The sequence below is a fragment of the bacterium genome (assembly GCA_016873475.1).
Classification (GTDB): domain Bacteria; phylum Krumholzibacteriota; class Krumholzibacteriia; order JACNKJ01; family JACNKJ01; genus VGXI01.
On sequence record VGXI01000066.1, the window covers coordinates 1 to 14,791 of the forward strand.

At 70.8% G+C, this 14,791-nt stretch carries 13 protein-coding genes; 1 reads left to right on the top strand and 12 read right to left on the bottom strand.

Annotated elements, in window-relative coordinates:
• Positions 1-303: gfo/Idh/MocA family oxidoreductase (locus FJ251_07310; protein MBM4117543.1), on the bottom strand; the 303-nt coding region annotated here is incomplete at its 3' end.
• A 32-nt stretch (positions 304-335) separates the two neighbouring features.
• Between FJ251_07310 and FJ251_07315 the strand changes: the two genes are divergently transcribed.
• The gene (locus FJ251_07315; GenBank protein MBM4117544.1) at positions 336-995 is read left to right on the top strand and encodes a hypothetical protein; all 660 of its coding nucleotides are present in this window, start codon (positions 336-338) and stop codon (positions 993-995) included.
• 21 nt (positions 996-1,016) lie between these two features.
• Here the strand turns inward: FJ251_07315 and lpxA are convergent, their stop codons facing one another.
• The 11 genes from lpxA to lysS form a co-directional block, all read right to left on the bottom strand.
• Positions 1,017-1,823, bottom strand: coding sequence for an acyl-ACP--UDP-N-acetylglucosamine O-acyltransferase (lpxA, locus tag FJ251_07320; GenBank protein ID MBM4117545.1), 807 nt, complete (start codon positions 1,821-1,823; stop codon positions 1,017-1,019).
• A gap of 19 nt (positions 1,824-1,842) precedes the next feature.
• The gene (locus FJ251_07325; protein ID MBM4117546.1) at positions 1,843-3,156 is read right to left on the bottom strand and encodes a bifunctional UDP-3-O-[3-hydroxymyristoyl] N-acetylglucosamine deacetylase/3-hydroxyacyl-ACP dehydratase; all 1,314 of its coding nucleotides are present in this window, start codon (positions 3,154-3,156) and stop codon (positions 1,843-1,845) included.
• Positions 3,153-4,274: a UDP-3-O-(3-hydroxymyristoyl)glucosamine N-acyltransferase gene (gene lpxD, locus FJ251_07330; protein MBM4117547.1), complete on the bottom strand. Its 1,122-nt coding sequence runs from the start codon at positions 4,272-4,274 to the stop codon at positions 3,153-3,155. Before lpxD ends, FJ251_07325 begins: the two co-directional genes overlap by 4 nt.
• Positions 4,261-4,782, bottom strand: a complete 522-nt coding sequence (locus tag FJ251_07335) for an OmpH family outer membrane protein (GenBank protein MBM4117548.1) — start codon at positions 4,780-4,782, stop codon at positions 4,261-4,263. The genes lpxD and FJ251_07335 overlap by 14 nt, the downstream gene beginning before the upstream one ends.
• A 14-nt stretch (positions 4,783-4,796) precedes the next feature.
• Positions 4,797-7,088, bottom strand: coding sequence for an outer membrane protein assembly factor BamA (bamA, locus tag FJ251_07340; protein ID MBM4117549.1), 2,292 nt, complete (start codon positions 7,086-7,088; stop codon positions 4,797-4,799).
• A gap of 107 nt (positions 7,089-7,195) precedes the next feature.
• Entirely contained in the window at positions 7,196-9,679 is a 2,484-nt protein-coding gene (locus tag FJ251_07345; GenBank protein ID MBM4117550.1) for an ATP-dependent Clp protease ATP-binding subunit, read from the bottom strand.
• Between the two features lie 6 nt (positions 9,680-9,685).
• Positions 9,686-10,750 carry a hypothetical protein gene (locus FJ251_07350; protein MBM4117551.1) on the bottom strand — a complete coding sequence of 355 codons (1,065 nt, stop codon included), beginning with the start codon at positions 10,748-10,750 and terminating at the stop codon, positions 9,686-9,688.
• Positions 10,747-11,277: a hypothetical protein gene (locus FJ251_07355; GenBank protein ID MBM4117552.1), complete on the bottom strand. Its 531-nt coding sequence runs from the start codon at positions 11,275-11,277 to the stop codon at positions 10,747-10,749. Before FJ251_07355 ends, FJ251_07350 begins: the two co-directional genes overlap by 4 nt.
• 55 nt (positions 11,278-11,332) lie before the next feature.
• Positions 11,333-12,010 carry an ABC transporter ATP-binding protein gene (locus FJ251_07360; protein MBM4117553.1) on the bottom strand — a complete coding sequence of 226 codons (678 nt, stop codon included), beginning with the start codon at positions 12,008-12,010 and terminating at the stop codon, positions 11,333-11,335.
• Positions 12,003-13,247: an ABC transporter permease gene (locus tag FJ251_07365; protein MBM4117554.1), complete on the bottom strand. Its 1,245-nt coding sequence runs from the start codon at positions 13,245-13,247 to the stop codon at positions 12,003-12,005. The genes FJ251_07360 and FJ251_07365 overlap by 8 nt, the downstream gene beginning before the upstream one ends.
• Positions 13,247-14,761: a lysine--tRNA ligase gene (gene lysS, locus FJ251_07370; protein MBM4117555.1), complete on the bottom strand. Its 1,515-nt coding sequence runs from the start codon at positions 14,759-14,761 to the stop codon at positions 13,247-13,249. The genes FJ251_07365 and lysS overlap by 1 nt, the downstream gene beginning before the upstream one ends.
• Between the last annotated feature and the right edge of the window lie 30 nt (positions 14,762-14,791).

Sequence of the window (14,791 nt, forward strand, 5' to 3'; positions counted from 1 at the left end):
ACCGGCCGCCAGGGCGGGCAGCGCGACCGCGCGGTGCGCCGGGGTCGGCGCGCAGACGCTGAGCGCCTCGGCGGCCTCGGCCAGCGCCCCCAGCGTCGGCCAGACCCGGCAGCCCAGGCGCTCCGCGCAGCGGGCCGCTGCCGCCGGGTCGCTGTCGTGCACGCCGACCAGCTCGACGCCCGGCAGCTCGCCGTAGATGCGCGCGTGCAGCGCGCCCAGATGGCCGCAGCCCACCACGCCGACTTTCACCTTGACCTCCCTTGCCGACCGGCGGATCTTAGTCGCCCCGCGCAGCCGCCGCAACTGCGGCCTGCGCCGCGGCGAGGAGGCCCCCGATGCGCGTGAGCATGGCGGCTGAGCTGCGCGGCCGCGTCGTGGCGGTCTGGTTCGAGCTCGACGGCCTGCATCACCGCGAGCACCCCGACTTCCGGGCCGAGGTGGCGCGCGAGACCGCCCGCCTCTGCGCCGCCTACGGCGGCTTCAGCCCCGCCGAGATCCCCCTCTTCGCCCCGGCGCGGGTCCTCTACAAGGCGACGGGACTGGATCCCACCCGGCACCGCCCCTCCAGCGAGGCGCTGCTGCGCCGCCTGCTCCTGGGCAAGGCGCTCTATCGCCTCGACCCCGTCGTCGACACCGGCAATCTCTTCTCGCTGGCGCACGGGCTGCCGCTGGGCCTCTACGACCGGGACCGCATCGCCGGCGACGTCGAACTGCGCCTGGGCCGCCCGGGCGAGCAGTTCCCCGGCATCCGCAAGGCGCCCGTCAACGTCGGCGGCCGTCTCTGCCTCGCCGACGGCGAGGGCGCCTTCGGTTCGCCCAGCTCGGACTCCGCCCGCAGCGCCATCGCCGAGACCACCACCCGCGGACTGGCCCTGCTCTACGCGCCGGGCGACTACGCCCCCGCCCGCCTCGCCGGCGAAGCCGCAGCCCTCGCCGCTGCCTTCGCGCGCTGGAACGGCGCGACGCCGACCGCGCCCGCCTTGCTGGGAGCTTAGGAGAGAGCGGCGGCCGCCGCCCTACTTGACGATGCCGCGCGCGCTGGCCCGCACGAAGTCGATCAGTTGCCGCACCTCGGCCACGGCCCCGAGTTCGGCCTCCAGGCGCGCGAGTGCCTGACTGGTGTTGAGGCCGCCCCGGTAGAGCAGGCGGTGCGCGCGGTGCAGGGCGCGGATGCTCTCGGCGCTGAAACCGCGCCGCTGGAGGCCGACGCTGTTCGGCCCCGTGATGACGAGCGGGTTGCCGGCGCCGCGCAGGAAGGGCGGCACGTCCTGGGCGACACGGCTGCCGCCGCCGACGAAGGCGTGGGCGCCGATGCGCACGAACTGGTGCACGGGCGTCACGCCGCCCACGCTCGCGTAATCCTCGACGCTGACGTGCCCGGCGAGATTGACGCTGTTGGCGAGGATCACGTGGTCGCCCAGGCGGCAGTTGTGAGCGACGTGGGTGTAGGCCATCAGCAGGCAACCGACCCCGACCTGCGTCTCGCTGCCCGCGCCCGTGCCCGGGTTCAGCGTGGCGTACTCGCGGATCACGCAGCCCTCGCCGATGACGAGGCGGGTCGCCTCGCCGCGGAACTTGAGATCCTGGGGCGGGCTGCCGAGGACGGCGCCCTGGAAGACGCGGCAGTTCGGCCCGAGGCGCACGCTGGCTTCGATCCGCACGTGGCTGCCGATCTCGCAGCCGTCGCCGATCTCGGCGCCGGCCAGGATGATGCTGAACGGCCCGACGCTGACGCCCGCGCCCAGGCGTGCGCCCGCCTCGACGATGGCACTGGGGTGGATCGCGCCGCCCTGGCCGCTGCTCTCGCTGATGCGTTTGCTCATGCTCAGGGCCGCCTTCACTTCACCGGGGGATGACCTGGGCCATCAGTTCCGCCTCCGCGACGAGCTGGCCATCCACGAAGGCCTCGCCGCGCATCTTGCAGCCGCTCTTGCGCAGCCGCAGCATCGTCAACTCGAAGCGCAGCTGGTCCCCCGGCAGCACCGGGCGCCGGAAGCGCGCGCCGTCGATGCCGAGGAAGTACACGAGCTTGCCGGTGGGATTGTCCACCGTCGACAGCAGCAGGATGCCGCCCGTCTGCGCCATCGCCTCCAGGATCAGGACCGCCGGGAAGATCGGATGGTCGGGGAAGTGGCCGTTGAAGAAGGGTTCGTTGATCGTGACGTTCTTGATGCCGACCACCCGCTCCCCATCGACCATCTCGACCAGGCGGTCGACGAGCAGGAACGGGTAGCGGTGCGGCATGATCCGCATGATGTCGCGGATGTTCCACGCCAGCGGGGCGTCGCCGATGTAGGTGCGGTCGGCCCGCGCCGCCGCGCTCGCGAGCAGGCGGGCGAACTTGCCGTTGGACATGTGCCCGCTGCGGTGGCTGATGATGTGCCCCTTGATCGGCTGCCCGACGAGCGTGAGGTCGCCCAGGAGATCGAGGATCTTGTGGCGGACGAACTCGTTGGGGAAGCGCAAGGGGGTCTCGTTCATGATCCCCTGCGCGCCGACGACGATGGCGTTGTCCATCGTGCCACCCTTGATCAGACCCTGGGCGCGCAGGCGCTCGACGTCGTCCCAGAGCACGAAGGTGCGCGCAGCGGCGAGCTCCTCCTCGAAGATCTGGGGCGTGATATCGAAGGAGGCGTACTGGGTGCCCAGCACCGGCTCGTCGTACTTGATCGTGAAGCTGATGCGAAAACCGTCATAGGGCAGCGCGAGCAGCTCGATCTCGTTCTCCACCAGGCTGATCGGCTGCTTGACCTCGAAGTAGCGGACCGGCGCGCCCTGGCCGACGATGCCCGCCTCCTTGATCCGGCGCACGTAGTCCTCGCAGCTGCCGGTCGGCGGCTCGGCCGGCTCGTTGCTGTCGAGCTCGACGATCACGTTGTCGACGCCCAGACCGGTCAGCGTGGCGAGCACGTGTTCCACCGTGTGGATGCTGTGCCCGTCGCGCGTCAGCGTTGTGTTGCGGAAGGCCTCGCTCACGGCCGGCGAGAAGTCGACGTGCACGGGGAACTCGACGGGCGGCGCCAGGTCGATGCGCCGGAAGACGATGCCGGTGTTCGGCGGCGCCGGCAGGAAGCGCATGCGCACGGGGTTGCCGGTGTGCAGTCCGATGCCGGCGTAGACGAGCTCGCGGGCGAGCGTGCGCTGCTGGCGGATCAAGGCCGCGGCTCCCGTCGCTCGGCGAGCTCCGCGCGGAGGCGCCCGAGCTCTTCTTCCAGCTCGCGCACGCGGCGCGCGAGCTCCGGCAGGCGGGCCAGGACCGCCTGCAACCGCATCGCCTGGTCGTGCGGGCGCGCCGGATAGCCGGAGACGGCCGTGCCCGCCTCGACCGACTTCGTGACGCCCGCCTTTTCGCCGACCTGGGCGCGATCGCCGATCTCGATGTGGCCGATGATGCCCGCCTGCCCGGCGATCTTGACGTTCTCGCCCACCCGCGTGCTGCCCGAGATGCCGACCTGGGCGACGACGATGCTGTTGCGGCCGATGCGCACGTTGTGCGCGATCTGCACGAGGTTGTCGATCTTGCAGCCCGCCTCGATGCGCGTGACGCCGGTGGTCGCGCGATCGATGCAGACGTTGGCGCCCAGCTCGACGTCGTCGCCGATCTCGACCCGGCCGATCTGCGGGATCTTCCGGTGCGCCGTGCCGTCCCAGGCGTAGCCGAAGCCGTCGGAGCCGACCACGGCCCCGGCGTGCACGATCACGCGACGGCCGAGCTGGCTGTCCTCGCGAACGGTGACGTTCGGGAAGATGAGACTGTCCTCGCCGATCGCCACGCGGGCGAGCACGACGGCGCCCGGCATCAGCACGACGCGCTCGCCGATCACGCAGTCCTCGCCGATGTGGACGAAGTCGCCCACGTGACAGCCCGCCCCCAGGCGTGCGCTGGCCGCCACGCGCGCCAGGTCGCTGACGCCGGGTGGGAAGGTGCCCCGCAGGGGTTGCGAGAAGAGCTGGATCGCCTTCAGGAAGCAGAGGTAGGGATCGTCCACGCGCACGGCCGGCAGGCCGTTCACCTCGGTCTGGCGCCCGACGATGAGCGCACTCGCCTGGGTGGCCTTGACGTAGCCCAGATAGCGGCCGTTGGCGAGGAAGCTGATCTGCCCCGGCTCGGCCTCGCGAATGCCCGCGATCCCGGTGATGAGCAGATCGGGATCGCCCTCGCAGTCCCCGCCGAGGGCCTCGGCGATGGCGCGCAGGCTGAGACGGCGGGCACTGTCGGCTCCCCTGGGCTCGTAGGTCAAGACCGCCCTCCTCCGGGCGTCAGCCTTTGGCATTGATGACCGCGGCGACCCGGGCGTCCAGACTGATCTCGGGGCGCCAGTACACTAGCACACCGTTGACGTCGAAGACCAGATCGTAGCCGTCCTCCTCGGCGATCTGCTTGACCGCCTGGCGGATCTTCTCGTAGATCGGCTCGCTCAGCTCCATGTTGCGCCGGGCCGCCTCGCCCTCCGGGCCGAACTTCTCCTGCTCGAACTGGTAGAGTTCGCCCTCCATCTGGGCGATCTCCGCCTGGCGCTCCTGCTGGGTCTCGGGCGTCATCATCAGACGCTGCACGGAGAAGTTCTCGCGCGCGGCGAGCAGCTCGTCGAGCATCTGCTTCTTCTGAGCCTGCCAGGCCTCGAGGTCCTTGTTGAAGATCTTCAGTGCCTCGGCGTAGCCCTCGTAGTTCTGGAACAGGCCCTGGACGTCCAGGACGCCCACCTTGAGATCGGCGCTCCGGGCGGCGCCCGGCAGGGCGGCCAGGAGGCAGGCGAGGCAGAGCGCGGACAGACGGCGCATGGCGGTTGCCCTCCCTAGAAATCGGTTCCCATCTTGAAGTGGAAGCGGCCGCGGTCCTCGCCGGCCGCCGGATCCCCCGGGTAGCCCCAGTCGAAGCCGAGCACCCCCATCAGCGGTATCTCGACGCGGGCGCCGAAGCCCAGCGAGCGCTTCAGCGTCGTGAAATCGGCCTCGGCCAGCGAATTCCAGGTGCCGCCGAAGTCGAAGAAGGGCGCCACGATCTGGACGTTGTTGCCCACGCCGAGCACCAGCTCGACGGTGCCCGTCGTCATCGCCCGGCCGCCGAGGAAGGCGCTGTTGCCGTAGGGCACCACCGAGGAGTCCTCGTATCCGCGCAGGGGATTCGTGCGGTTGCCGCCCAGGCGGAAGCGCTCCTGATCGGGCACCTGGCCCGGGTGCTCGAGGCCGTCCACGAGGCCCAGGGTCTGGTGGAAGCGCAGGACGAGGGGGCCCAGGGCGCGCTGGTACCAGGTGTAGTTCACGAGGTAGCGCTGGTAGTCGAGGTTGCCGCCCAGGACGCCCCCCGCGTACTGGGCGCTGAAGCGAGAGCGCGTGCCCAGGCGCGGCAGGAAGGGGCTGTCGGTGGAGTCCCGCCAGAAGCTGAAGGTCATGCTGCTCTCGACCTCGGGCCAGTCGCGCGCGGCCAGCGGGCCGCCGGCATCGAGGTAGGCCGGGCTGAAGTCGAAGAGGCGAATGCTCTCCAACCGGTAGGTCGCGCTCATCCGCGAATACTCCAGCCAGGGGAAGGGCCGCCCCGCGCCCAGCGAGAAACCCAGCTTCTCGTTCTTGTAGTAGTCGCGGTAGAGCTCGCTGCGGCTGCGGTAGACGTTGCCGCTCAGGGTGATCGGCCGGTCGCGGAACCAGGGCTCCGTGAAACCGACGTTGAACAGGTTCACCCGACTGCCGAACTCCCACTGGAAGCTGATCTGCTGGCCGCGGCCGCGGAAGTTGTCGGCGCCCACCTGCACGAAGCCCGTCACGCTGGTCGCCTCGCTGTAGGTGATGCCGGCGCCGAAATTGCCCGTCGAGCGCTCGACCACCTTGTAGACCAGGTCCACCTCGCCGGTCGCCGGGTCGCTGCGCGGCTCGAACTGGACGTCGTCGAAGAAGCGCAGCATGAAGATGTCCCGATGGCTGCGGATCACCTTCTCGCGGCTGAAGAGATCGCCCGGGAAGATCTTGATCTCGCGCCGGATCACCTTGTCCAGCGTGCGGTCGTTACCGGCGACGACGATCTCCCGCACGCGCGCCAGCGGCCCTTCGACGATCTCGAGGGTGAGGTCGACGCGCAGCTCCTGCAACTGCCGCTGGGGGCGCACCTGGTTGTAGAGGTAGCCCTGGTCGTAGAGGGCGGCCGAGATGCCGGCGACGGCGCGGTCGAGCGCCCAGCCGTCGAAGGGGCTGCCCGCCTGGAAGGGCAGGACGGCAGCGAGCGCCGAGTCGCCGAGGGCGCTGTTGCCGCGCCAGCGCAGGTCGCCGAAGCGGTAGCGCTCGCCTTCCTCGATGCGATAGGTGATCGTGACGTCGTCCTTCTTCGGCGTGAACTCGCGCCGCGTCTCCACCACCTTCGCATCCAGGAAGCCCGCCTGGTTGTAGGCCTCGGTCAGCCGGGCGACATCGACGGCGATGCTGTCCGGCTGGTAGGCGTTCGCGTTCCCCCAACTCCAGGGGATGAAGAGTCGCTTGGGCTTGCTGCCGACGACATCCCGCAGATCGCCGGCGGAGAAGTAGCGGTTGCCTTCGAAGCGGAGGTCGCTGAGCTTCGTCTTCTCGCCCTCGCTGAGCGTGAAGGTCACGGTGGCGGCGCCATCGCTCTCCGTCACCGCGCCGACGACTGCCGCGGCGTGGTAGCCCTTCTCCTGGCAGTGGGCGAGGATGGCGGTCTTCGCCTCCTCGAGCAGGTAGGGCCGCAGGTAGCTGCCCTGGGTGAGGCGGATCGCCCCTTCGAGGTCCTTCTGCTCGACGTGGTCCAGGCCCTCCCAGCGCAGGGCCGTGACCCGCGGGTGCTCCCGGACGCGCAACTCCAGCCACGCACCCCCGGGCCCGGCGGGCGTGGCGAGCACCTCGATCTGCGCGAAACGCCGGCTGCGCTGCAGTCGGCGGACGGCCTCGGCCAGCGCCTCCCGTTCGAGGGTGTCGCCCTTCGCCACTCCGAACTCGAGGGCGATCCGCTCGGCGGGAACGCTGCGCTCGCCGCTGACGCGCAGCGAGTCGACGGTGAACCGCTGCCCCCAGGCCGGGCTCGACCCCAGCGCGAGCGCCGCCGTGAAGAGGAGCAGGCGGAGCGCCATGACTCGTCGCAGCATCGTCACCCGTACGCGCGAGGGAGGAAACCCAAAAAAACGGCTCCCGCAGGAGCCGTAACTCGGAGAGAATCTAGAAGATGGGCAAGACCTTGTAAAGCGCTTTCGCCTCAGTCGGCGCGCGTGGGCGCCGGGTCCGCGGGCGCCGGCTGCGGCCGACCGCCTTTCGCATCCCCCTGCGAGAAACGCAGTTCCCCTTCGAGAACGCCGACGACTACCGGCCGGTTGCGGCGCAGCTTGCCGGAGAGGATCTGCTCGGCGAGCGGGTTCTCCAGATAGCGCTGCAGCGCCCGCCGCAGGGGTCGCGCGCCGAGGCTGGGGTCGAAACCGCGGTCGATCAGCAGATCCTTCGCCGCGTCGTCGAGCAGGAAGCTGAAGCCCTGCTCGGCGAGGCGTGCCTGCAGGTCCCCGACCAGGATCTCGAGGATGCGGCTCATCTCCGGCCGGCCGAGGCTGTGGAAGACGACCATGTCGTCGATGCGGTTGAGGAACTCGGGGCTGAGGACCCGCTTGACCTCCTCCATGATCTTGCGCGCCATGTCCTGGTGCTCGCCCACGTCGCTGCGCAGCGAGAGGAAGCCCATCGTCTTGCTCTCCTTGAGCTGGCGCACGCCGAGGTTGCTCGTCATCAGGACGACGGTGTTCTTGAAGTCCACCGTGCGGCCGAAGCTGTCCGTGAGCTGACCGTCCTCGAGGATCTGCAAGAGGATGTTGAAGACGTCCGGGTGCGCCTTCTCGATCTCGTCGAGCAGGATCACCGAGTAGGGCTTGCGGCGCACCTTCTCGGTGAGGTAGCCGCCCTCGTCGTAGCCGACGTAGCCGGGCGGCGCGCCGATCAGGCGACTGACCGCGAACTTCTCCATGTACTCGGACATGTCGATGCGCAGGAGCTGATCCTCCGAGTCGAAGAGGAAGCGCGCGAGCTGGCGGGCGAGATGCGTCTTGCCGACGCCCGTCGGGCCGAGGAAGAGGAAGGAGCCGATCGGCCGCCGCGGATCGCGCAGGCCGGCCCGGTTGCGGCGGATCGCCGTCGCGATCGCGGCCACCGCCTCCGCCTGGCCGACCACGCGCTCGGCGAGCACCTCCTCCATGCGCAGCAGCTTCTCGCCCTCGCGCTCCTCGACGCTGGTGACGGGAATCCCCGTCATCTCGCTGATCACCTTGCAGATGTCCTCGACATCGACGACCGCCCGCTCCTCGCTGACGTTCTCCTCGACCTCGATGCGCAGGCTCTCGAGGCGGGCGCGCAGCTCCTTCTCCTTGTCGCGCAGGCGAGCGGCGCTCTCGAACTCCTGGCTCTGGATGGCGCTCTCCTTCTCCTGCTCGAGCCGCTCGACCTGGCGCTCCATCTCCACCAACTCCTTGGGGATGGCGCTCACGGCCAGGCGCGCCCGGGCGCCGGCCTCGTCGATGACGTCGAAGGCCTTGTCCGGCAGGAAGCGGTTGTTGATGTAGCGCTGAGCGAGTCGCACGGACTGCACGATCGCCTCGTCCGTGAAGGTGGCCTTGTGGTGGGCTTCGTACTTGTCGCGCAGCCCGCGAATGATCGCGATCGTCTCGTCCTCCGAGGGCGGATTGACGAGGACCATCTGGAAGCGGCGCTCCAGCGCGCCGTCCTTCTCGATGTGCTTGCGGTACTCGTCGAGCGTCGTGGCGCCGATGCACTGCATCTCGCCCCGGGCGAGGGCCGGCTTGAGCATGTTCGAGGCGTCGATGGCGCCCTCGGCGCCGCCCGCGCCGACGATCGTGTGCAGTTCGTCGATGAAGATGATGACGTCGCTCGATTCGCGGATCTCGTTGATCACGCTCTTGAGCCGCTCCTCGAACTGGCCGCGGTACTTGGTGCCGGCGACCACGCTCGCCAGGTCGAGCGTGCAGATGCGCTTGTCCTTGAGGATCTTGGGCACCTTGTTCTCGACGATGTGCTGCGCCAGCCCTTCGGCGATGGCCGTCTTGCCGACGCCGGGCTCGCCGATGAGCACGGGGTTGTTCTTCTTGCGGCGGCAGAGCACCTGGATGACGCGCTCGATCTCCTTGTCGCGGCCGATCACCGGGTCCAGCTTGCCTTCGGCGGCGTATTGCGTCAGGTCGCGCCCGAACTGATCGAGCGCGGGCGTCTCGCTCTTCTCGCGGCGCGGGCTCTTGCGCTGGCCGCCGCTGGCGCCGAGCAGCTTGAGGATCTCCTCGCGCACCTTCTTGCGGTCGGCGCCCAGGTCCAGCAGCACGCGGGCGGCGACACCCTCGCCCTCGCGAATGAGGCCGAGCAGCAGGTGCTCGGTGCCGACGTAGTTGTGGCCGAGCAAGCGCGCCTCTTCGACGGACAGCTCCAGCACGGTCTTGGCGCGCGGGGTGAAGGGGATCTCGCCGATCGTCACCGTACCGCCGGTCGCGGCGACCAGCTTCTCCACGGCGAGGCGGATCTGCTCGAAGTCCAGGCCCATCTTCTTGAGCACCTTCGCCGCGATGCCCTCGCCCTCGCGGACGATGCCCAGCAGCAGGTGCTCCGTGCCGATGTACTCGTGCTGGAGGCGGCTGGCCTCGTCCCGGGCGAGGAAGAGCACCTTGCGGACCCGCTCGGTGAACCGGTCGTTCATTGCCACCTATCCTTTCCGCTCGGCCTGTTCGCGATCGATCAACCAGCCGCGCAGCCACGCGGCCCGGCGCTCCTCGCGCGCCTCCCGCCCCAGGCTCTCGCCGGCGCTGAGCTGCAGGACCCCGTCGCCCACCGCGGCCCAGACGCCCTGAACCGTTTGATAGTCGATGCCGGGGATGATCCCGGCCAGGCAGCCCAGGCGCAGGGCACCCAGCAGTTCCCCGGCGGATTCGGCGCTCAGGCGCCGCCCGTAGCGGAGCCGCCCATAGGCGGTCCAGACCCTGTCCTCGAGCAAGCTCCGTGCCTCGGAAATCATTCTATCACGGGCTCTTGCCTCGAATTCCCCCAGCTTCAGGACGAGCTCGCCCACCCCGTCCAGCAGCTCGCTTTCGCTCTCGCCGAGGGTCCGTCCGTTCCGCAGCTCGAGCAGGGTTCCCGGTCCTTCCCCATCGCCCCTCAAGCGGGTGTCGCAGTGCAGGGCTGCCAATCCGCGCAGGAGCCGCGGCAGCTCCCGCTGCAGCGCGAGGACCGGCAGGTGGAGCAAGGCCCGGCACTCGAGGCCGGTACCCGCGCGCTCGGGCGAAGCGGTCAGGTAGCCGAATTCCTCCGAGAAGGCCAGCTCCAGCCGCTCCTCGAGCGCCGTGTCCAGGCTGTCCAGCTCGGCCCAGAGCGCCTCGGGCTGCCAGCCTTCCCGCCGGCTCTGGAGCAACAGGTGGTCGCCATCGCCGACGCGCACGCTGAGCCGGGGATCGGCGAGCAGCACGAGTCCCCGGCGGTCGCCGTTCCCCTGCGCCCGGCGCGGCAGGAGGCGCAGCTCGGCCAGGCAGTCCGCCTCGGTGGCGCTGAGCGCCTCGGCGTCCAGGAAGCGCGCGTCGCGACAGGGCTCGAGCTCGGCCAGGGCCGCGAAGAGGCGGGCGCGCAGCAGCTCCCGCTCGCTGCGGCCGAGCTGGTCGGGGAAGCGCTCGCGCAGGTTGCGCCGGAGCACGCAGAAGCCGCCGAGCACGGCGGGATGGCGCCGGGCCGGCTCGCCGGCGACCAGCTGCTGGAGGGTGCCCTCCAGGCCGGCGCTCATTCGCCGCCCTCCGCCAGCCGGGCGAGCGCCTGCTCGAGGTCGCGCATCTCGTCGCGCAGGCGGGCCGCCTCCTCGAAGCGCTCCTCGCCGACCGCCAGCTGGATGCGCTCCTTGACACCGACGATGCGCCGTCGGAGGTCGATCCGCCGGCCGAAGTTGCGGGGCATCTTGCCCCGGTGCGAATCGCCACCGTGATACTCGCGCAGCAGGCGGGTCATGTCCCCCATGAAGGTCTGGTAGCAGCGGGGGCAGCCGAGGCGGCGGCTCGCTTCGAAGTCGGCGAAGGTGAGGCCGCAGTCGGGGCAGGCGAGCGCCTCGTCCGCCTGCCGATCGTCGGCCAAGCGCCGGACGATCTCGCTCCAGAGGGCACGCGTGTCCAGGCGCTCGCCGCGCAGCTCTGCGCTCGGGACGCCGCGCGCGATGCCGCAGTCGGCGCACAGGAGCGCCGAGCGCCGGCCGCGGCCATCGACCTCCGTGAAGCGCAGGCTCGCCTCTCGCGCGCCGCAGCCCTCGCAGATCTCGCGCATCGACACGCACCTCCGCCGGCAATATAGGCAAGGCGGCCAGCGGCGGCCAGAGCCCCTAGTCCGGGCTGAGGCGTCCGTCCGCGAGACGCAGGCGGCGCGCCGCGCGCAGCGCCAGCGCTTGGTCGTGCGTGACGAGCAGCAGGCCCGCACCCGCCTCTGCGCACAATGCGAAGAGCAGTGTGGCCACTTCCAGGCCGGTACCGGCGTCGAGATTGCCGGTCGGCTCGTCGGCGAGGACGAGTCGCGGGCGCGCGATCAGGGCGCGGGCGACGGCCACGCGCTGCTGCTCGCCGCCAGAGAGCTCGCCGGGGCGGTGCTCGCTGCGGGCGCCGAGCCCGACCTGGGCCAGCAGCTCGCTCGCTCGCGCGCTGGCCGCAGCCCGGCGCGCGCCGCCGATCAGGGCGGGCAGCGCGACGTTCTCCAGCGCCGAGAACTCGGGCAGCAGATGGTGGAACTGGAAGATGAAGCCCAGTTCGCGCCGGCGGAAGTCGCTCGCGGCCCTCGCGCTGGCGCTCAGGAGATCGCGACCGGCGAAGGAGAGGCGACCGGCATCCGGCCGGTCGAGCGTGCCCAGGATGTGCAGCAGCGTGCTCTTGCCGCTGCCGCTCGTGCCCTGGATCGCGAGGGTCTCGCCGGCCGCGAGGCTCAGGCTGCAGTCGCGCAGGACCTCCACGCGGCGGTGCGCCGTCACGAAGCTGCGGGCCAGGCCCTCGGCGCGGAGCAGTTCAGGCACGGATCCCCCCTTCCCCCTGGAGCGAGTCCAGCGGCCGGCGCCGCAGGGCCTCCAGTCCCGGCAGGACGAGCGCGAAGAAGGCCACCAGCACCGCAGCCCCCGCGATGCTCAGCACGAGCGCCGGGGTCAAACGCGCCGGCAGGTGATCGATGAAGTAGACCTCCCCCGGCAGGGGCAGGGGATGCGCCGAGAACCAGGCGATGAGGCCGGCGCCGAGCAGGCCACCCGCGAGGACCCCGACCAGCCCGAGCAACCAGCCCTCCAGCAGGTAGACGGCCAGCACGGTGGCGCGGCTCGCCCCCAGCGCCAGCAGGAGGCCGATCTCCCGGCTCCGCTCGGTGACGATGATCGTCATCGAGCCGGCGATGTTGAAGCCCGCGACGAGGATGATCAAGCTGAGCGCGAGGAAGAGCACGCTGCGCATCGTGCGGATCCAGCGGAAGATCTCCCCGTTGAGATCCTGCCAACTGGCCACCTGCCAGGCCGTCGGCGAGAGGCGGCCGCGCAGCAGAGCGACGACCGCGGGCGCTGCCTCGACGCTGGCTAGACGGAGCCCGAGGCCGTCCCCGCCCTGCCCGGCGCGAAAGGCGCGCCGGGCCGCGCCCAGCTCGATGTAGGCGAAGCGGCGGTCGAACTCGTAGAGCCCCGTGCGCACGGTGCCCAGCACGAAGAAGCGGCTGTGGCTCGCGCGCCGCTCGGTCCCCTTCGCTTCGAGCAGGGTGGTGAAGGTGACCGTCTCCCCCGGCAGCACGCCCAGCTCCTCCGCCAGCGCGGCGCCGAGCAGCACCCCGGGACCCTCGGGACCGGCGAAGCCCGCGAAGGGCGGGTCGCAGGCCGCGAGCACGCGCGTCACGGCCGGCTCCCGCACCGGATCGACGCCGCGCAGGATGATGCCGCGCAGGCGCAGCGCGCTGCCCTCGCCGCTGGTCAGCACGCCCTTTTGCTGGATGAAGGGGCTCGCGCCCGCCACCCCGGGCGCCGCCGCGATCCAGTCGAGGCCGCCCGACTCGAGGTCGAGGGCTCCCCGCTCCGTGGCCGTCACGAAGACCCCCGGATTCATGTCCGTGAGGAGCGCCAGCACCTCCGTCTGGAATCCCTGCACGAAGGCGAAGACCGTCAGCAGGGTGGCCACGCCGACGGCGACGCCGCAGGCGGCCAGGATGCTGACGCGCCCCAGGAAGCCGCTCCGGCGCGCGCGCGCGAGGTGCTGGAGCGCCAGCCAGAGGGAGAAGGACATCAATCGCCGTCTCTGGCCTCGGCTGGCGCCTCGGCCCGGGCCTCTGGCCGCATCATGGGAAAGAGCAGCACTTCGCGGATGTGGTGCGCGTCCGTGAGCAGCATCACCAGGCGGTCGATGCCGATGCCCAGGCCCGCCGTCGGCGGCATGCCGACCGCCAGGGCGCGCAGGAAGTCCTCGTCCAGCACCTGCGCCTCCTCGTCGCCCTTCGCGCGCAGGCCCATCTGCGCCTCGAAACGCCGCCGCTGCTCGGCCGGGTCGTTGAGCTCGCTGAAGGCGTTGCCCACCTCGAAACCGGCGATGAAGGGCTCGAAGCGCTCGACCTGACCGGGCTTCTCGCGGTGGGCCTTGGCCAGCGGGCTGATCTCCTGGGGATGGTCGACGAGGAAGGTGGGCTGGATCAGCGCCGGCTCGACCAGACGGGCGGCGATGGCGTCGAGCAGCTTGCCGCGGCTCCAGCGCGGGTCCACCGCCGCGCCCTTCGCCTCGGCGAGCGCGGCCAGCTCGGCGGCCGGCAGCTCGCGCAGGTCGCGTCCGGCAGCGTCGGCGAGGGCGGCGTAGTAGTCCAGGCGCGGCCAGGGCGGCGTCAGGTCGATCGCGTGTTCGCCGTAGCGGATCAGCGGGCCCCCGCCGACCGCCAGGGCGAGCTCGTGGTAGAGCGTCTCCACGAGCGGCAGCAGGTCGCGGTAGTCCCAGTAGGCCGCGTAGGCCTCGAGCATCGTGAACTCGGGGTTGTGCGTGCGGTCCATCCCCTCGTTGCGGAAGATCTTGCCGATCTCGAACACGCGCTCCATGCCACCCACGATGAGGCGCTTCAGGTAGAGCTCGTCGGCGATGCGCAGGTAGAGCTGCGTGTCGAGCGCATTGTGCAGGGTCGTGAATGGACGCGCGGTGGCGCCGCCATAGAGCGGCTGCAGCACGGGTGTCTCCACTTCCAGGAAGCCGCGCGCCTCGAAGAAGCGCCGGATCAGACTCAGGATCCGGGAGCGCTTCTCGAAGTGCCGCCGCACCTGGGTGTTCGCGGCCAGGTCGAGATAGCGCTGGCGCGCGCGCAGCTCGGGGTCCGTCAGGCCGTGGTACTTCTCGGGCAGGGGCAACATCGCCTTCGCGAGCAGGGTCCACTCCGAGACGCGCAGGCTCAGCTCGCCCGTGCGCGTGACGAAGAGCTTGCCCCGCGCGCCCAGGTGGTCGCCCGGCTCGATCAACTTGACGAAGTGCTGGTAGCTCTCGCCCAGCTCGTCCTGGCGCAGGAAGAGCTGCAGGCTGCCGCTCCTGTCCTCCAGGTGGCCGAAGCTCGTCTTGCCCATCACGCGCTGGCTCATCAGGCGGCCGGCGAGCGCGAGTTCGGTCTCCGCGGCGACCCAGGCCTCGGCATTGGCGATGCAGTCGGCCGCGCTCGCGCTGCGCGCGAAGCCGTGGGGATAGGGCTCGCGGCCCAGCTCGCGCAGGCGAACCAGCTTCTCTTCCTTCTCGCGGCGCATGCGCTCGGCCGTGCCGCTCGCCTGCTCCTCCATGCGCGCCTCCTCGGGCAGGCCGCGCTCCCG